The sequence below is a fragment of the Methylocystis borbori genome (assembly GCF_036576025.1).
Classification (GTDB): domain Bacteria; phylum Pseudomonadota; class Alphaproteobacteria; order Rhizobiales; family Beijerinckiaceae; genus Methylocystis; species Methylocystis borbori.
In genome coordinates this window covers 20180-36989 of the sequence record NZ_JAZHYN010000026.1, presented here as the reverse complement: position 1 = coordinate 36989, position 16810 = coordinate 20180, and the positions used below count along the sequence as shown (strand labels likewise).

Genomic DNA, 16810 nt, shown 5'->3' with positions numbered 1-16810 from the left:
TCCTCGTCCTTCGAGACGCGAGCTGCGCTCGCTCCTCAGGATGAGGAAATCGAATGATGGAGTGCGCCAGGGAAAAGAAACTCGTCCTCCTTGGGCGCTTTGGCGCGGCGCATGGCGTGCGCGGCGAAATCAGGCTGCAAAGCTTCACCGCCGATCCGCTGGCGATCGTATCCTACGGCCCGCTCACGGACGAGAGCGGCGCGCGGGCGTTCCGGCTGCTCTCGGTCCGCCCGCAGGGCAAGGACATGCTCGTCGCCCGCGTCGAGGGCGTGACGGATCGCCCTGGCGCCGAGGCGCTGACGGGCGTCGAGCTCTACCTCCCGCGCGAAAAACTTCCGGCGCCCGAAGAAGACGAATTCTATCTCGCCGATCTCATCGGCCTGCGCGCCGAGATGCGCGACGGGACGCTCATCGGTCCTATCGTCGCGGTGAGGAATTTCGGCGCGGGCGATATTCTCGAGGTCGCGCCCGAAGCGGGCGGCGAGACGCTGATGTTTCCCTTCACCAAGGCAGTCGTGCCGACGATCGACCTTCCCGCTGGCCGCGTTCTCATCGCCCCGCCGGCCGAAGTTGAAGAAGACGAGGCGGGCTAGCGACGATTCGACGCGTCATGCCATAACAGGCGTATGTGGCGCGCGACGGTTCTGACCCTTTTTCCCGAAATGTTTCCGGGGCCGCTCGGCCTGTCGCTTGCCGGGGACGCGCTCTCGCGCGGCGTCTGGGCGCTTGAGGCGAAACAAATCCGCGAACAGGGGCTCGGACGCCATCGCGCCGTCGACGATACGCCCGCGGGCGGCGGCCCCGGCATGGTGATGCGCGCCGACGTGCTCGCGGCGGCGCTGGACGCGGCGGCGCCTGTTGATGATCCCCGCCCGCGCCTCTTGATGACGCCGCGCGGGCGCGCGCTGACCCAGGCGCGCGTGCGCGAATTCACGGAAGGGCCGGGCGCGATCATTCTCTGCGCGCGTTTCGAGGGCGTCGACGAGCGCATCGTCGCGGCGCGAGGTCTCGAAGAAATTTCGATCGGCGATTATGTGCTCTCTGGCGGCGAGATCGCGGCGCTCGCGCTCCTTGACGCCTGTGTGCGGCTTCTCCCCGGCGTGATGGGCGAAGAAGCCTCGGGCGTCGAGGAGAGCTTCGAGACGGGCCTGCTCGAATATCCGCATTATACGCGCCCGCGCGAATTCGAAGGGCGAGAGATACCGCAGATCCTTCTCTCCGGCGACCATGCGAAGATCGCCAAATGGCGCCGTGAGGAGGCGCTGGCGCTCACAAAAGCGCGGCGGCCGGACTTACTTGCCGCGCCGACCCGTTCGCCGCCTCGCGCGCGCTGACATCCGTCAACTTGCTCCGGCCGACTTATCCCGCGCGATTGCCGTCGATCAAATGATTCCGTTCGATCGGAAAGCGCGCCGCGCCGCTTTTTTGATCTGGCCGCGCGGCGTCCGCGATCTAGCTAATGAGCAGCTCACCCGAGCTTGAGCCCGAAAAGCTGATCGAAGGAGGCTACAAATGTCGAAAACGAGAACGCCAGCGAGCGCCGACACCCAGCGTTCCGCGCTGGATACCCCGACGGACCTCGAAAAACAGTCGACGCTGAAAATCGCCGAGGAGATCAACAAGCTCGTCGCCGACGCCCTGGCGCTTTATCTCAAGACCAAGAATTTCCACTGGCATATGAGCGGCCCGCATTTCCGCGACTATCATCTGCTGCTCGACGAACAGGCGACGCAGATTTACGCCAGCGTCGATCCTTTGGCCGAACGCGTGCGCAAGCTCGGTCAGCCGACGCTGCGCTCGATCGGCCATATTTCGCAGCTTGCGCGGATAAAGGACAATAACGCGGATTTCGTCGCGCCCTACGACATGCTGTGCGAATTGCTCGAGGACAATAAGGGCATGGCGGAAGCCATGCGCGGCGCGCATAAGTTGTGCGAGGACAATGAGGATATCGCGACGGCGTCGCTGCTCGAAGTCTATGTCGACGAAACCGAGAAGCGGACCTGGTTCCTCTTCGAGGCGGCGCGCGGCGCGAGCCCGGACGGCCATTAGCGCGCGGACTTATCGCGGCGCCGACGACAGCGGCGCCGCGACGCGGTTCTTTTACCGCGTGGGCACCGGCGCGCCGCTGCGATAGTCGTAAAAGCCGCGCTGCGTCTTCTTGCCGAGCCAGCCGGCCTCGACATATTTCACCAGCAGCGGGCAAGGCCGGTATTTCGAATCCGCTAAGCCCTCATGCAGCACCTGCATGACCGACAGACAGGTGTCGAGACCGATGAAATCGGCGAGCTGCAGCGGCCCCATCGGATGATTGGCGCCGAGCTTCATCGCCGTATCGATCGCCTCCACCGAACCCACGCCTTCGTAAAGCGTGTAGATCGCCTCATTGATCATCGGCAGCAGAATGCGATTGACGATGAAGGCGGGAAAGTCCTCGGAGACGGTGACGGTCTTGCCGAGCTTGGCGATGAAGGCCTTCGCCGTCTCGAAGGTCGCGTCGTCGGTCGCAATGCCGCGAATGAGCTCGACGAGCTGCATGCGCGGCACGGGATTCATGAAGTGAATGCCGATGAAGCGTTCGGGGCGGCCGGTGACGGCGGCGAGCCGCGTGATCGAGATCGACGAAGTGTTGGAGGCGATGATGATGTCGGGCTTTGTCGCCTGCGCGAGTTCCGTGAGAATCTTGCGCTTTACGTCCTCGACTTCGGTCGCGGCCTCGATGACGAGGTCGGAATCGACGAAATCGGCGATCTTGGGCGCGGCCGAAATGCGCGCGAGCGCCGGTTCGACCGCATCCGTAGGAACAAGGCCGCGCTCGACGGCGCGGCTCATCTGGGCGCCAATGTCGGCGATCGCGGCGTCGATCCGCTCTTGCGAAACGTCATTCACCGCGACGTCGAAGCCCGATAGAGCGGCGACATGCGCAATGCCCTTGCCCATTTGGCCCGCGCCGATCACGCCGATCTTGCGTATTTCACCGCCCATGTCTCGACCACCATCAGCAAGCAGCCAGCGTCTAATAAGGCAAAGCGGCGCGCCGCGCTGCGAAGAGCGTCGCCGCAGTGCAATATAACTTGCGTAGGGTTGGAAAGAAAACAATTAAAAATGCGAAAAAACGCGGAAACGCGGCGCATTTGCGCCAAAACGCGCCCGCGTTGTTATGGCTGTTCAGCGTCCCAGTTTCGCAAGCTCGGCTTCGAACTCCGGCAGCGCTTGGAAGAGATCGGCGACCAGGCCGTAATCGGCGACCTGGAAGATCGGCGCCTCCTCGTCCTTATTGATCGCGACGATGACTTTCGAATCCTTCATGCCCGCGAGATGCTGGATCGCGCCGGAGATGCCGGCGGCGATATAGAGATCGGGCGCGACCGCCTTTCCGGTCTGGCCGACCTGAAGATCATTGGGCGCATAGCCGGCGTCGACCGCAGCGCGCGAAGCGCCAATCGCGGCGTTGAGCTTGGTCGCCACGGGGTCGAGCACTTTATGAAAATTCTCGGCCGAGCCGAGCGCGCGGCCGCCCGATATGATGACGCGCGCGGAAGTCAGCTCCGGCCGCTCCGATTTCGCAAGCTCTTCGCTCTTGAAGGCGGAGACGCGCGGATCGGCAGCGGCGCCGATCGTCTCGACGGGCGCGGATCCCCCTTCCGGCGCGGCGGCGAAGGCCGTGGTGCGGACGGTGATGACTTTCTTCGCATCCTTGGCGCGCACGGTCTGCACGGCGTTGCCGGCGTAGATCGGCCGCTCGAATGTGTCGGGCGAAACGACCTTGATGATGTCGGAGACCTGCGCCACGTCGAGCAGCGCCGCGACGCGCGGCAGCGCGTTTTTCGTCGCCGAGGTCGAGGGCGCGATGATGACGTCATAGCCGCCGGCGAGCGAGACGATGAGCGCCGCGACCGATTCCGCCAGCACATGGTCGAGCGCGGCGTCGTCCGCGTAAAGAACCTTGTCGACGCCGGAAAGCGTCGCGGCGGCGTGGGCCGCGCTCTTGAGGCCCGGCCCGACGACGAGAATATGGATGGGCCCGCCGATCTCCTTGGCGGCGGTCAACGCCTTGGCGGTCGCGGGCGCAAGCGCGCCATTGGCGGTTTCGGCGAGAAGCAGAATCGTCATCTTCAAATCACTCCCGCTTCTTTCAGCTTGCCGACGAGCTCGGCGACCGAGCCGACCTTGACGCCGGCCTTGCGCTTCGCCGGCTCCGCCGTCTTCAGCACCTCAAGGCGCGGCGAAATATCGACGCCGTAGTCGGCCGGCGTCTTTACCGCGACCTCTTTCTTCTTCGCCTTAATGATGTTGGGGAGCGAGGCGTAGCGCGGCGTGTTGAGACGCAAATCCGTCGTCACCACCGCCGGCAGTTTCAGACTGACGGTCTGCAGGCCGCCGTCGATTTCTCGCGTCACGTCGACCGCGCCGTCGCTGATCTCGACCTTGGAGGCGAAAGTGCCCTGGCCCCAGCCGAGCAGCGCCGCGAGCATCTGGCCCGTCTGGTTCGAATCGTCGTCGATCGCCTGCTTGCCGAGAACGACGAGCTGAGGCTGCTCCTCCGCGACGATCTTGGCGAGGATTTTGGCGACGGCCAGCGGCTCCACTGTCTCGTCGGTCTTGACCAGAATGCCGCGATCGGCGCCCATGGCGAGGCCGGTGCGCAGGGTCTCGTCCGCCTTGGCGGGCCCGATGGAGACGACGACGACTTCCGTCGCCTTGCCGGCCTCCTTGATGCGCAGCGCCTCTTCGACGGCGATCTCGTCGAAGGGATTCATCGACATTTTCACATTGGCGAGATCGACGCCGGAGCCGTCCGGCTTGACCCTGATCTTGACGTTATAATCGACGACCCGTTTGACGGGCACGAGTATCTTCATCGCGCGTCCTTCTCCACCCCTCGGCGAGACGATTTTTGCGGAGCGCCGCAGGCGCCCCAATCTTGGCTGAAACCATTGCGCGGTCTGGTAGCGGCGGCGCGCGTCCGAGTCAAACGAGCCGCGCCTCGCGGGGGGTCATGGCGCCTTGTCCCCGCCGTCGGGGGGATTGGAGGGGGTCGGGAGCGACGGGCCGCGGTCGAAAAGCCTGTGTTTGCGGCGCTTGAAAAGCGGCGTCAGCACGAGCCCGGCGAGAATGCCCCCGACATGCGCCATCCAGGCCACGCCGCCGCCCTCCCCCATAAAGGCGGCGATGAACTGCATCAATATCCAGACGCCGACGAAGAGCCAGCCCGAGGCCACGAAGGAAAAGAGCGGCGCGCGCAGCCCGAGAAGCGTCCGGCGCGGGACGCCGCTGGCGAAAAGGGCGCCGAGCCAGATCGGCGCGAGCGCCAGCGAAAGCGGCGGAAAAACGCCGGTGACCGTCACGCGCGGATAGAGCAGCAGAAAGGCCGCGCAGACTCCCGAAATCGCCCCGGAGGAGCCGACGAGCGGGATGATCGAATGCGGCGTAGCGTAGATATAGAACACGCCCGAAGCGATTCCGCAGGAGAGATAGAATAAAAGATAATGCAGCGAGCCCATCGCGTCTTCGACATTGTCGCCGAAGACGTAAAGAAAGAGCATGTTGGAGCCGATATGCAGAAGCGACGAATGAAAGAAGAGCGCCGTGACGAGGGTCAGCGGCGCGGGCGGCCCGACGATGTAATCGGCAAGCTGAGCTTCGCCGAAGAGCACGCGGGGAATGATCGCGAAACCGCGGATGATGGTGAGCGGATCGCCGAAGAGTTCGCTTTGCACGGCGAGGAAGACGATCACATTAAGGGCGATCAACGTCCAGTTCACGAGCGGCCGGCGCAGATAGCGCAGCGGCGCGTCGTCATAAATTGGCATCACCATTGACGCGCTCCTTTCCGCCCAGAACTTAACATAGAGCGAGATTGTTCCGACAGAAACGCCGGGCGTTTTCGTCAGAACGCCGCGCGGCGCGACTCATCGGCGCGAAAGACAGAGACTCAGCCAAGCGGCGCCCAATGTGCGCAGACCCGCAATGTCGAAAGCGAAAGTCAGCGCGCCATAGACCGCCGCGCCGACGAGGATCTGGATGGCGAGCGCGATAAAGCCTGGCGTCATGTCGCTGAGCGGGACGAGCGCGATCGACATGACGCCGGTCGCGACCAACGCGGCGAACATGTCCCAGAACGAGGGCCAAACTGGCTGGGCGCGGAGCGCGAAATAGATCGTCGTCGCGAGCGCGGCGAGATAGGCGCCGCCCTGCGCGATGGCGAGATTGGAGGCGTCCTCGCCCCAGGGCAGAAGGAAGAGCAGGGCGAGGCCGAAGCCCACGGCGGCGAGTGCGGCGACGATCAGGGGCGTCGTCTTCTTGTCGATCTGGAACACCGGATTGACGCCGAAGAGGAGCACGCCCATGGCGAAAAGGCCCGGCAGCAGCAAGCGGAGATAATGGCCGAAGGGGCCGCGATATTGCGCCGGAACAATGAGCTGCTCGATGGAGGGCATCACGAACCAGAGGCCGGCGCAGGCCGGCAGCAGAAAGGCGACGACGACGCCCATATTGCGCGCGACCTGCTCCTTGGCGCGGTCGGCGCCGTCGCGCTCATGCGTCGCCACGGCGATCTGGAACAGCAGCACGTCGAGCGCGGAGCCCAAAGCCTGCACGGCGCGCAGGCCGAGATCGTATGCGAGCGCGAATTGCCCCGTTTCCGCGAAGCCGAAGACGCTCGCGACGATGGAGCGCGCCGCGAGCGGCATCGCCTGATAGAGCAGATGCGCCGTGACGATCGGGGCGCTATAGCCGGCGAGATCGCGGGCGTTCGCGCGCGAGGCGGCGCGAATGTCGGCGCCTGGATCGAGCAGCGCGCCGCGGCCGAGAAACACGGTGCCGAAGAGGCTTGCGACGCCGCCGGCGAGCGCCACCGCCGCCGCATGGAAGAAAAACGCCCCCCCGCCGATGAAGGCGAGCGCCAAAGCGTTTTTGGCGAGCATGAGCCGCACATAGGCGCTGTCGTGAAAGCGCGCGCGCACCAGCGCCGTGCAATAGTCGAAGAGTCCATTCGCCACCGCCGTCGCCAGCGCCAGCAGAATAAGGCCGCTTTGGAAATCGAGCGGCGGCCCGATCAGGGCATAAAGCGCGGTCGCGAAGGCAAGGAAGAGCGTGACGCCGATGAAGGCGGCGTCGAGCGTCGAGCGCACCGCCGGCTCCCTGTCGCGGGTGCGCTGCGAGTAGAAGCGCGTCGCGGAGAGCCGCAGCCAGTCATAGAGCGCCGTCTGCACGACGACGGCGATGGAGAAGGCGAGCGCGAAACGCCCGAATTCCTCTGGACCGAGGAATTTCGCCACCATCAGCCCGATGATGAAATTGGCGATCGTATTGGCGAGAAAGGCGAGAAGGACGTTCAAGGGGCGCGGTCCTTTCGCGGCGCGCGCGCCTCAACCCCCGCGCCCCTCGTCTCACCTCTCCCCGCTAGCGGGGAGAGGAGGCGGCCGGCGTTTCGCAAAAAGATTTTGTCTCGCTGGATTTGGCCAATAAGAGAGCTGCGTTTCAGCTCCCTCTCCCCGCATGCGGGGAGAGGTAAGGAGAGGGGCGAGGGGTTTAGTCCGGGAGCATCATCTTCCGGCGTTACCCTATCCACGAAGGAAATTCGCGACATATCCGCGACGCTCACCCGCCGGCGCTCCAGCGCCCGAGCGCGGCAAGCTCGCGCAGCGCCTGCGCGTCGCGCGGCGTCACGTCGGGGTGATCGGCCTCAGCCGTCGCGGGATCGAAATATTTCCACGAGCGCGCGCATTTGACGCCCGTCGCGCGGCTGGGAACGACGGCGACGCCGGGAACGTCGGAAAGACGAAAGGCTTCCGCGGGACCTTCGCCTGTTTCGATGCGAATGTCGGAGACGATGCAGATTTCCGCGAAATCGACGCCGTCGAGATTGATGCGCAGCTTGCCGTCGGAAATGAAAACCGTCGGCGCAGCTTCGAGCGAGGAGCCGATGCGCTTTTGCGCGCGTTCGATTTCGAGCGCGCCAGTGACGACGGCGCGGACCGCGCGCACGCCGGTCCATTTCTTCGCCAGCGCCTCGTCATACCAGTGCGAGGGCACGTCGGGGAAAGTCTCGACATGGACGGATTGGGCGTCCTTGTAGCGCGCGAGCCAGGCTTCCTCCGCCGTGAAGACGAGAATGGGCGCGAGCCAGGTCGTCACGCAGCGAAAAATCTGCTCGATCGTCGCGAGCGCCGCTTTGCGCTTGCCGCTCGACGGCGGATCGCAATAGAGCGCGTCCTTGCGTATGTCGAAATAAAAGGCCGAAAGATCACTGGTCATGAAAGGCGTAATCAGCGCGACCACGCGCTTATAGTCGTAAGCCGCGTATGAAGTGCGGATCGCCTCGTCCATCTCATGCAGGCGATGCAGCATGAAGCGTTCGAGTTCGCCCGCCTCATCGAGCGCCGCCGCGTCGACCGGCTCGTAATGCGCGAGCGCGCCGATCATCCAGCGCAGCGTGTTGCGCAATTTGCGATAGAGATCGACGAAGGTTTTCAGGATTTCGGGGCCGACGCGCAGATCGTCGGCGTAGTCGGACGCCGCGACCCAGAGACGCAATATGTCGGCCCCGGAATCGGCGATCACCTTCTGCGGCGCGACGACATTGCCGAGCGACTTCGACATTTTTCGTCCCTTCTCGTCGAGGACGAAGCCATGCGTCAGCACCGCGTCGTAAGGCGCGCGCGCCCGCGTGCCGCAGCTTTCGAGCAGCGAGGAATGAAACCAGCCGCGATGCTGGTCGGAGCCTTCGAGATACATGATCTCGTCGCGTCCGCCATCACGTTTGCGGCGGATTCCCGCAAGCGCGGGAAAATGGATCGGATCGTCGAGCACGAAGGCGTGGGTCGAGCCGGAATCGAACCACACGTCGAGCACGTCGGAGATTTTCTCGTAATCTTCCGCCTTGTAGTCGGGCGAGAGGAAACGCTCGGCGGCGTTCGCCTCGTACCAGGCGTCGGCGCCTTCCTTTTCGAAAGCCTCGACGATGCGGGCGTTGACGCGCGCATCGACGAGTATGTCATGCGTCCCCTTTTTGACGAAGATGGCGATGGGCACGCCCCAGGCGCGCTGGCGCGAGACGACCCAGTCGGGACGATTTTGAATCATGCCGCGAATGCGGTTCTCGCCCGCGGCCGGCGTCCATTGCGTGCGCGCGATCTCTTCGAGCGCGATCTCGCGGAGCGTCGATCGATTTCCCCGAACCTCATCCTGAGGAGCGTGCGAAGCACGCGTCTCGAAGGATGCGGCCGCCGAACCCTCGTCCTTCGAGACGGCGCTGCGCGCCTCCTCAGGATGAGGGTTCGACTGAGAGAGCTTGTCCATCGCGATGGCTTTATCCATCGCGATGAACCATTGCGGCGTGTTGCGGAAGATCACCGGCTTCTTCGAGCGCCAGCTATGCGGATATTGATGCTTCAGCTTGCCGCGCGCGATGAGATTGCCCGCCTGGATGAGCGCCGCCATCACGGCGTCATTGGCGTCGCCCTTTTCGCCCTTGTCGGTGATGACGCGCTTGCCGGCAAAGCCCGGCGCCTCCTTCGTATAGAAACCGTCCTCGTCCACCGTATAGGGGATGCGCGTGTCGATCCCGCGCGCCTGCAGGTCGCGGCCGTTCGCCATCCATATGTCGAAATCTTCGCGGCCGTGGCCCGGCGCCGTATGCACGAAGCCCGTGCCGGCGTCGTCGGTGACATGCTCGCCGTCGAAGAGCGGCACGTCGAAGTCGTAGCCAAGATGCGCAAGCGGATGGGCGCAGACGAGCCCTTCGAGCGTCGCGGCCGGCACGTCGTGGAGGCGCTCATAGGCTTCGATCTTGGCGGCTTTGAAGACGTCGCCCGCGAGCTTGTCGGCGAGCACGAAGAGCGCGCCGGGAAAGGCCCAATTGTCGGAAGCGGCCTCTGTGACGCGATAGAGCCCGTAAGCGATCTTCGAGGAGAAGGAGATCGCGCGGTTGCCGGGGAGCGTCCAGGGCGTCGTGGTCCAGATCACCACCCGGGCGAGGGCGAGATCGCCCTCGGCGCCGCGCGGGATCGGAAAGGCGACCCACACCTGATCGCTCACATGGTCTTCATATTCGACCTCGGCTTCGGCGAGCGCGGTCTTTTCGACGACGCTCCACATGACGGGCTTCGAGCCGCGATAGAGCAGACCGTTGGCGGCGAATTTCATGATCTCGCGCGCGATGGTCGCCTCGGCGGAATAGGCCATGGTCGCATAGGGATGGTCCCATTCGCCGGCGACCCCTAAGCGCTTGAACTCCTCGCGCTGCACGGAGAGCCAATGTTCGGCATAGGCGCGGCATTCGCGCCGAAAGGCGATCATCGCCTCGGGATGGGCGAAATCCGGCTTCTCCTTGCCCTTGGCGCGATAGTTTTCCTCCTCAATCTTCCATTCGATCGGCAGGCCGTGGCAGTCCCAGCCGGGCGTATAGACGCAGTCCTTGCCCGCCATGCGCTGGCTGCGCGTCACGAGGTCCTTCAGGATTTTATTGAGCGCATGGCCGATATGGATATTGCCGTTGGCGTAGGGCGGCCCGTCATGCAGCGTGAATTTCGGGCGGCCCTTGGCGACCTGCCGCATTTTTTCGGTAAGGCCGATCTCCTCCCAGCGTTTCAGGATTTCCGGCTCGCGCTGGGGAAGGCCGGCGCGCATGGGAAAATCCGTGACCGGCAGATAGAGGCTCTTGGAATAATCCGGCCCCTTGGGGCTGTCATCGTTCATTGGCTCGAAAACCGGGATCGGGCGGCGCGCGGCCTGGGGCCGGCGGGTCTCCGCGCTGATTAGAGGATTTGGAAGGAAAGCGCCAACGGCGCCAAAACCCGGACCCCGCGCGAGCTAATTTAGCTGCGAGCGCGGGCCGGGCCGGTAATTCGAGTGACGGGGCGAAAGCTCATCGCCGCTCTTTAACAAGCGGCGGCGGGGCGGCAAAGCTGAAAAAGTGGAATGTCGCGGGGATTTGCGCCATATTGTCAAAAATTGGAGCAAGATTGTCTGAAGATGGCTGGCCCGTATCATCCTTCAAGCGTCGCAGACCGCGGGAAAACGCCCGCCGTGGAAATTCAGTCAGCGATCGACGATCTGACCGCGGCGCTTGGCGTCTATCCGCTCGCGGGGCGCGCCGCGCCGCAGATCATGGCGTATGAATTGCCTAGGCTGCTTAAGGATTTCACACGCGAGGAAATCGAAGACGTTGTCGCTCCCAGGCGTACGCTTGTGCGACGCGCCGCTCAAAAACAGGCGCTGACGACCGTTGAAATCGACAGGGCCCTGCGTCTTGCGCGCATCCGCCTGCAGGCGCTGCGCACATTTGGCGCGCCCGAAAAGGCCGATCGGTGGCTCCGCAAACCGACGCCGGCTCTTTCGAACCAGACGCCGATGAAACTCCTGCAAACGGAGACCGGGGCGCAGCAGGTCCAGGAGCTTCTTGTCCAGATCGCGCACGGCATTTTCATCTGACCCCAATTCTCTCATGCAAAATGGGGGTTTCTGTAGGAATCTCTGTTTTCCGAGATTCCTACAATCCTCATATCTGGGTAAGCCTCGAATCTCCACGCCTAAAGATTTGACGTCGGTGGAAAGAAACAGAGAGGCCAACATGTCTGACACACCAGATTTGGAGTTTGTCTTCACCTTCGGCAAAGGCTGTTATTTGAAGATTGTGGGATGGCGCGGATTAATCGCTTTGGCCTTTCTCATCATCGCTGTGGCCGTTTGGGGTTATAATTTAAAAGACTGGGTATGATCCGCGCCAATGAGCCTCTGGCGCATTTCTAACTTCGCGAGCCTTGACGGCGTCGGAGGCCTGCTGGCTCCCGGCCGGTGGCATAATGCGGGCAGACCGATCCTTTACGCCGCCGAGACGCCGGCCGGCGCCCTGCTCGAAATTCTTGCTCATCTCGATCTCGAAGACGCGCCGGACGATTATCAGCTTATCGAGATCGGCGGCGCCGAGAAGGCGTCGATCGAAACGGTGGAAGACGCCTCATTGCCTGAGCATTGGCGCGACGATCTCGCTGCGACCCGAAAAATCGGCGACGAATGGCTCGCTTCCGGTCGGTCGTTCCTATTGCGCGTTCCTTCCGCGCTCGCGCCGCATACGTCGAACTATCTCATCAATCCGCGTCACCCAGAGGCGGCGACGATGAAGATTACTGGAACGATACGTTTTCCCTTGGACGAAAGGCTGTTTCGGCGTTAGAGCGCCTTCCGATCGGACGAATTGTCCGATCGATAAGAAATCGCGCCAAATTAATAAGGTGGAGCAAGTTCTGCTGGAAAAAGTCTGTCAACCTTTGGTAATTGAAGGCCCTGATTGCTGTGAGGGCGGCAATCGTTGCTGAACATAAGCTATCTAAAATAAATTTCCTAACTAGAGGGCTGCCAAAATGGATAGCGGAGTGGCTGCAGTTTTAGGCGCGCTTATCGGCGCTTGCGCCGGTCCCTTCACGAGTTGGTTTTCAGATTTTCGACGCATCCGGCGCATAGAAATGAAACATGACATTCGTCGAGAGCGATTGAGAAAAATACTCAGCCTTCCCAATCGAAAGTTTGTCTCGATAACATATCTCGCTCGCGCTATCGCCTCTGATGAGAAAACTACGGCGCGACTGCTACTAGAGATTGGGGCGCGGCATTCTCTTGGCGGCAAGTCAAATAAATGGGTTCTGATCTCAAGGTCGCCATTTCCTGGCGATGAGGTAGCGGAGCGGGATGAAGAAGAGGGAGAAGACTCACCACCCTCTTCAAATTAGGACACTGCCCAACTTTTTCGGAACTTGCTCTAGTCGCCGACTACTTCAGCCGCTTCGTCGAGCCGCCGCCGATCAGGCCGGAGAGCCAGGCCCCGACGCCCAAGAGCGCGGCGATGGGCAGCAGGATGAGGAACAGGCCCGAAAGGAGAAAGAACCCGAGCCCGAGCAGCGCTAGCGCCGCAAGCCCCGCGACCAGCGTGCCGAACGGCCCGAGCTTGATGAATTTCACCTCGCCGCCGCCCCGGGAAATCCAGATGCGCGACGAGGAAGACGACGAATAATGATCGTCCTCGCCCGGCGGGATGATCTCGATCTCGCGTTTGTCGTCATTCATGGCCAACTCCCGGCCGTTAAGATAGGGCGCAGGCTCATCGCTCGCAATGTTGGGCTGGGAAAGCGGCCGTCGAGGGTTGACGGCCGTCTCGCCTGACACGCAGGATGATAAAGGCTGGCCAATCCGCGCGCTATTTTGAAAAAGTCATTGACGCATGACGCCCGAAGCCTTCCGCGCCGCGCTCGCCTTAGACGCGCCGCCCGATCTGCCGGCGCCGCTTCTCGCCCTTTGGCATGACGCCAAGGGCGATTGGGAGACGGCGCACAGGCTCGTCAACGACAGCCCCCAGCCCGACGCCATGTGGGTCCACGCCTATCTCCATCGCGTAGAGGGCGACCTTTCCAACGCCCGCTATTGGTATCGGCGCGCCGGGCGCGCGCCGCATGAGGGGACGCTGGAGGAAGAGCGGGGGGAAATCCTCGCGGCGCTGCTTCGGAAAGATGCGCCGTGAGGGCGGGCCGAGAACCCGCCTTGAGTCACGCCGTTTCCGCGCGGGACTTGCTGCGCGGCAAATTCGGCTTTGCGGATTTCCTGCCGGGGCAGGAGGAGGTCGTGGAAGCCCTGCTCGCCGGGCGCGACGCCATCGCCGTCATGCCGACGGGCTCCGGGAAATCCCTCCTCTACCAGCTGCCGGCGGCGGCCGGCCCGGGCCTCGTCGTGGTCGCGTCGCCCCTTATCGCGCTGATGCGCGACCAGCTTCGCGGGCTTGCCGACAAGGGGGTACCCGCGGTCGCGCTCCATTCCATGCAGGACGACGCGGAAGCCGGCGCCGCGCTCGAGGCGGTTCGCTCCGGCCGCGCGCGGCTCCTTTACGCCGCCCCGGAGCGTCTCGCGCAGGAGGAAACGCAGCAATGGCTGCGCAAGAGCCGCGTAAAACTCTTCGCCGTCGACGAAGCCCATTGCGTCTCGCATTGGGGCCATGAGTTTCGCCCCGACTATCGCGCGCTCGGCGAGATCGCCCGCGCGCTCGGCGCGCCGCCGACGCTCGCCGTCACCGCGACGGCGGGCCCGCGCACGCGCGAGGACATCGCCCGCACGCTCTTCTCGCGGACGCCGCTCGTTTTTCTGCGCTCCTTCGCGCGCCCCAATCTTTCGCTCGCTTTCGCGCGAAAGCGCCCGGGCCTGCGGCAGATCATGGATTTCGCCGGAAGGGCCGGGGAAAGCGGGGTCGTCTATTGCAATTCGCGGAACGGGGCGGACCGGCTCGCGCGCGAGCTTGCCCGGCTTGGCCTCGACGCGCTCGCCTATCACGCCGGCCTCGATAGCGGGACGCGCGCCGCCCATCAGGACGCGTTCTTCGCGCGGGACGGCGTCGTCATGGTCGCAACCATCGCCTTCGGCATGGGCGTCGACAAGCCCAATGTGCGCTTCATCGTCCATGCGGATCTCCCGACTTCGGTCGAGGGCTATTATCAGGAGATCGGCCGCGCCGGCCGCGACGGACTGCCGGCGCGGGCGCTGACGCTGTTCTCTCCGGCCGAACTCGCACTGCGCTGGCGCGCGCCCGGGGCGGCGCTCGCCGACGAGGCGGCGGAGGGCGATTACGCCCGCCGCAGGGCGATGGCGCGGCTCGCCGCGACTTCCGGCTGTCGGTTCAAGCGCCTGCTGGGGGAATTCGGCGAGGACAGCGCCCCTTGCGGAAAATGCGACCATTGCCGGGGCGGGCCGCTGGCCTGGCCCGGCCGTCTCGGCGCCTTGACGCTTGGCTGGCGGGCGGCGCTGGGAGCCTCTTTCGCCCATGTTGCGCGAGACGGCCCCGCTCATGAGCGGGAAGAAGGGGTCGACGCCGGCGTCGCCGCCGCGCCAGTCGAAGCGCCGCCGCCTCCGGAAACTCAGGAGCCCGCGCTTACCATCGAGGAGGCTCGGCTGCTGCGGGCGCTGCAGGCCGAGCGCCGCGCCATCGCCAAAAGGCGCGGGATCGCCCCTCGCGCCGTCGCTCCAGAGGCGGCGCTGCGCCGTCTCGCCCGCGAGCGTCCCTTGAGCCTGAGCGATCCGGCGCTCGGCGATATTGAGGACGCCGCCGCCCTGCTGCGCGTTATTTGCGCCGCACAATAAGGTTTCCCCGAGCGCCGCGACGCGGTAGTTAAGCGCCATCTTCCGGATAACCGCCGTCCAGATGCCGCTTCAAGACAGTCAGCAATACAGTCCCGCCGAGCTTCGGCAGGTGATGGTCGGCCTCGGCCTCGCCATGCTGCTGTCGGCGCTCGACCAGACGATCGTCGTCGCCGCCTTGCCGACGATCGCGGCGGAGCTCGGCGACGCCGGGGACCTGCCCTGGATCGTCACCGCCTATCTCGTCGCCGCGACGGTGGTGACGCCGCTCTATGGCAAATTCGCCGACGTCCATGGGCGTCGCCGCGTCATTCTGATCGGCGTCGCGACCTTCGTCGTGGGCTCCGTCGCCTGCGCCCTCGCGCCCAGCATGACGGCGCTGGCGATCTCGCGCGCCGTTCAGGGCCTCGGCGGCGGGGGATTGATCGCGCTCGCCCAGACGGTCGTCGCCGATCTCGTCTCGCCGCGCGAGCGCGGCCGCTACCAATCCTATTTCGCCGCGGTTTTCGTCGTTTCGAGCATCGCCGGACCGGCGCTCGGCGGGCTTTTTGCGCAATATTGGAGCTGGAGGTTGATTTTCTGGATCAATCTCCCGCTCGGGCTTGCGGCGTTCGTCATCGTCAACGCCAGGCTCAAGCGGCTGCCGGAGCGCCGCCATCCGCATCGCGTCGATTATCTGAGCGCCGCAGCGCTTATTTTCGCCTCCGGCCTAACGGTGCTGGCGCTCGGCTGGGGCGGGGTGCGCTATCCCTGGCGCTCGGCGCCGATTCTCGGGCTCATCGGCGCCGCCTGCCTCGCCTGGGCGCTCTTCGCCTGGCGCACGGCGCGCGCCGCCGAGCCTTTGATTCCCCCGCGCATTTTCGGGCTGGCGATCGTGCGCAACGCCATTCTGGCAAGCTCGATGGGGCTCGGCGCCTTCGTTGGCCTTTCCGTCGTCATGCCGATCTATTACGAGGCCTGCGCCGGCATGAACGCGCGGGACTCGGGGCTCGCGCTCATTCCGTTGATGGTCGGCACGGTCGCCGGCGCGACGCTTGCGGGGCGACTCATGCCCTATCTCAAACATTACAAGCTCGCGCCGCTCGTTTCGCTTGGATTTGCGACGCTCGCCGCCCTCGGCGCCGCCCTTATGATGGGGGAAGACGGGGCGCGTTCGCTTCTCGCCCTCAATGCGCTTCTCACCGTGGTCACCTTCGGCGTCGGCGCCATGCTGCCGGTCGCGACCGTCTCGGTGCAGAACGCCGTCGACGCCCGCGATCTCGGCACGGCGACGGCGTCCATGCAGTTCTTTCGCCAGCTTTGGGCTTCGGCCATGGTCGCGCTTTTCGCGGCGCTCGCGCTCGGCGGCGGAAGGGCGGAGCTATTGGCGGATTTGAAGCCGGGCGTCGACGCCGCTTCGCTCGCGGCGAGCTTTCGCTATGTCTTTTTCGCCCTCGCCCTCTGCGTCGGCCTCGCCTTCTTCTTTATGGCCCGGATGGAGGAGCGGCCCCTGCGCACCGAGCGTCGCGCTAGCGCTCAGAGGGAGCTGTCCGATCGATAGGAAATCGCGCCAATCATAATGCCGGAGCCTATGCGTCAATCATCGATTCACGAACATGCTCCAGCGCGCTCGCCATTTGGCGCGTCTTTTCTATTTGTCTCAGCGGCGGAATTTTCTAGAAAGCTTCCAGACCGCGCCCCTCTCGCCGCAAGG

At 64.3% G+C, this 16810-nt stretch carries 16 protein-coding genes; 9 read left to right on the top strand and 7 right to left on the bottom strand.

The genetic code is table 11. The features are described 5' to 3' along the window. Nucleotides 1–53 precede the first annotated feature (53 nt). The 3 genes from rimM to V3H18_RS10100 all read left to right on the top strand — a co-directional run bounded on the left by rimM (nt 54) and on the right by V3H18_RS10100 (nt 2052). Entirely contained in the window at nt 54–593 is a 540-nt protein-coding gene (gene rimM / locus V3H18_RS10110) for a ribosome maturation factor RimM (protein ID WP_332081908.1), read from the top strand. A 33-nt stretch (nt 594–626) separates the two neighbouring features. Continuing rightward, nucleotides 627–1334 (top strand): tRNA (guanosine(37)-N1)-methyltransferase TrmD, encoded by a 708-nt coding sequence (trmD, locus tag V3H18_RS10105; protein WP_332081907.1) that lies wholly within the window; start codon nt 627–629, stop codon nt 1332–1334. A gap of 178 nt (nt 1335–1512) precedes the next feature. After that, a complete protein-coding gene (locus V3H18_RS10100) occupies nt 1513–2052 on the top strand; it encodes a Dps family protein (RefSeq protein ID WP_332081906.1) in 540 nt (179 codons plus the stop codon). A 51-nt stretch (nt 2053–2103) separates the two neighbouring features. Here V3H18_RS10100 and V3H18_RS10095 read toward each other — a convergent pair whose 3' ends face one another. The 6 genes from V3H18_RS10095 to ileS form a co-directional block, all read right to left on the bottom strand. Next, a complete protein-coding gene (locus tag V3H18_RS10095; RefSeq protein ID WP_332081905.1) occupies nt 2104–2985 on the bottom strand; it encodes a 3-hydroxybutyryl-CoA dehydrogenase in 882 nt (293 codons plus the stop codon). A gap of 183 nt (nt 2986–3168) precedes the next feature. Beyond that, nucleotides 3169–4113, bottom strand: coding sequence for an electron transfer flavoprotein subunit alpha/FixB family protein (locus V3H18_RS10090; RefSeq protein ID WP_332081904.1), 945 nt, complete (start codon nt 4111–4113; stop codon nt 3169–3171). A gap of 2 nt (nt 4114–4115) precedes the next feature. Continuing rightward, on the bottom strand, nt 4116–4862 hold the full coding sequence (locus V3H18_RS10085) for an electron transfer flavoprotein subunit beta/FixA family protein (RefSeq protein WP_332081903.1): 747 nt from the start codon (nt 4860–4862) through the stop codon (nt 4116–4118). A gap of 135 nt (nt 4863–4997) precedes the next feature. Next, complete coding sequence (locus V3H18_RS10080) at nt 4998–5819, bottom strand: rhomboid family intramembrane serine protease (RefSeq protein ID WP_332081902.1); 822 nt, start codon at nt 5817–5819, stop codon at nt 4998–5000. Nucleotides 5820–5912: 93 nt separating this feature from the next. Beyond that, nucleotides 5913–7340 (bottom strand): lipopolysaccharide biosynthesis protein, encoded by a 1428-nt coding sequence (locus tag V3H18_RS10075; RefSeq protein ID WP_332081901.1) that lies wholly within the window; start codon nt 7338–7340, stop codon nt 5913–5915. Between the two features lie 262 nt (nt 7341–7602). Continuing rightward, nucleotides 7603–10701 (bottom strand): isoleucine--tRNA ligase, encoded by a 3099-nt coding sequence (gene ileS, locus V3H18_RS10070; protein ID WP_332081900.1) that lies wholly within the window; start codon nt 10699–10701, stop codon nt 7603–7605. Between the two features lie 330 nt (nt 10702–11031). Between ileS and parS the strand changes: the two genes are divergently transcribed. The 3 genes from parS (at nt 11032) to V3H18_RS10055 (ending at nt 12178) form a co-directional block, all read left to right on the top strand. Beyond that, nucleotides 11032–11436 carry a type II RES/Xre toxin-antitoxin system antitoxin gene (gene parS / locus V3H18_RS10065; RefSeq protein ID WP_332081899.1) on the top strand — a complete coding sequence of 135 codons (405 nt, stop codon included), beginning with the start codon at nt 11032–11034 and terminating at the stop codon, nt 11434–11436. A gap of 139 nt (nt 11437–11575) precedes the next feature. Next, nucleotides 11576–11722: a hypothetical protein gene (locus tag V3H18_RS10060; RefSeq protein ID WP_332081898.1), complete on the top strand. Its 147-nt coding sequence runs from the start codon at nt 11576–11578 to the stop codon at nt 11720–11722. A gap of 9 nt (nt 11723–11731) precedes the next feature. Then, nucleotides 11732–12178, top strand: coding sequence for an RES family NAD+ phosphorylase (locus V3H18_RS10055; RefSeq protein WP_332081897.1), 447 nt, complete (start codon nt 11732–11734; stop codon nt 12176–12178). Nucleotides 12179–12771: 593 nt separating this feature from the next. Here the strand turns inward: V3H18_RS10055 and V3H18_RS10050 are convergent. Then, on the bottom strand, nt 12772–13065 hold the full coding sequence (locus tag V3H18_RS10050) for a hypothetical protein (protein ID WP_332081896.1): 294 nt from the start codon (nt 13063–13065) through the stop codon (nt 12772–12774). Nucleotides 13066–13219: 154 nt separating this feature from the next. Between V3H18_RS10050 and V3H18_RS10045 the strand changes: the two genes are divergently transcribed. The 3 genes from V3H18_RS10045 (at nt 13220) to V3H18_RS10035 (ending at nt 16657) form a co-directional block, all read left to right on the top strand. Then, nucleotides 13220–13516: a hypothetical protein gene (locus V3H18_RS10045; RefSeq protein ID WP_332081895.1), complete on the top strand. Its 297-nt coding sequence runs from the start codon at nt 13220–13222 to the stop codon at nt 13514–13516. A 20-nt stretch (nt 13517–13536) separates the two neighbouring features. Continuing rightward, entirely contained in the window at nt 13537–15120 is a 1584-nt protein-coding gene (locus V3H18_RS10040) for a RecQ family ATP-dependent DNA helicase (protein ID WP_332081894.1), read from the top strand. 61 nt (nt 15121–15181) lie between these two features. Continuing rightward, the gene (locus V3H18_RS10035; RefSeq protein WP_332081893.1) at nt 15182–16657 is read left to right on the top strand and encodes an MDR family MFS transporter; all 1476 of its coding nucleotides are present in this window, start codon (nt 15182–15184) and stop codon (nt 16655–16657) included. The last annotated feature ends 153 nt before the right edge of the window (nt 16658–16810 follow it).

Coding starts and splice junctions, on each gene's coding strand:
- rimM (WP_332081908.1), top strand. CDS start 54: ATGATGGAGTGCGCCAGGGAAAAGAAACTCGTCCTCCTTGGGCGCTTT.
- trmD (WP_332081907.1), top strand. CDS start 627: ATGTGGCGCGCGACGGTTCTGACCCTTTTTCCCGAAATGTTTCCGGGG.
- V3H18_RS10100 (WP_332081906.1), top strand. CDS start 1,513: ATGTCGAAAACGAGAACGCCAGCGAGCGCCGACACCCAGCGTTCCGCG.
- V3H18_RS10095 (WP_332081905.1), bottom strand. CDS start 2,985: ATGGGCGGTGAAATACGCAAGATCGGCGTGATCGGCGCGGGCCAAATG.
- V3H18_RS10090 (WP_332081904.1), bottom strand. CDS start 4,113: ATGACGATTCTGCTTCTCGCCGAAACCGCCAATGGCGCGCTTGCGCCC.
- V3H18_RS10085 (WP_332081903.1), bottom strand. CDS start 4,862: ATGAAGATACTCGTGCCCGTCAAACGGGTCGTCGATTATAACGTCAAG.
- V3H18_RS10080 (WP_332081902.1), bottom strand. CDS start 5,819: ATGGTGATGCCAATTTATGACGACGCGCCGCTGCGCTATCTGCGCCGG.
- ileS (WP_332081900.1), bottom strand. CDS start 10,701: ATGAACGATGACAGCCCCAAGGGGCCGGATTATTCCAAGAGCCTCTAT.
- V3H18_RS10060 (WP_332081898.1), top strand. CDS start 11,576: ATGTCTGACACACCAGATTTGGAGTTTGTCTTCACCTTCGGCAAAGGC.
- V3H18_RS10055 (WP_332081897.1), top strand. CDS start 11,732: ATGAGCCTCTGGCGCATTTCTAACTTCGCGAGCCTTGACGGCGTCGGA.
- V3H18_RS10050 (WP_332081896.1), bottom strand. CDS start 13,065: ATGAATGACGACAAACGCGAGATCGAGATCATCCCGCCGGGCGAGGAC.
- V3H18_RS10045 (WP_332081895.1), top strand. CDS start 13,220: ATGACGCCCGAAGCCTTCCGCGCCGCGCTCGCCTTAGACGCGCCGCCC.
- V3H18_RS10035 (WP_332081893.1), top strand. CDS start 15,182: ATGCCGCTTCAAGACAGTCAGCAATACAGTCCCGCCGAGCTTCGGCAG.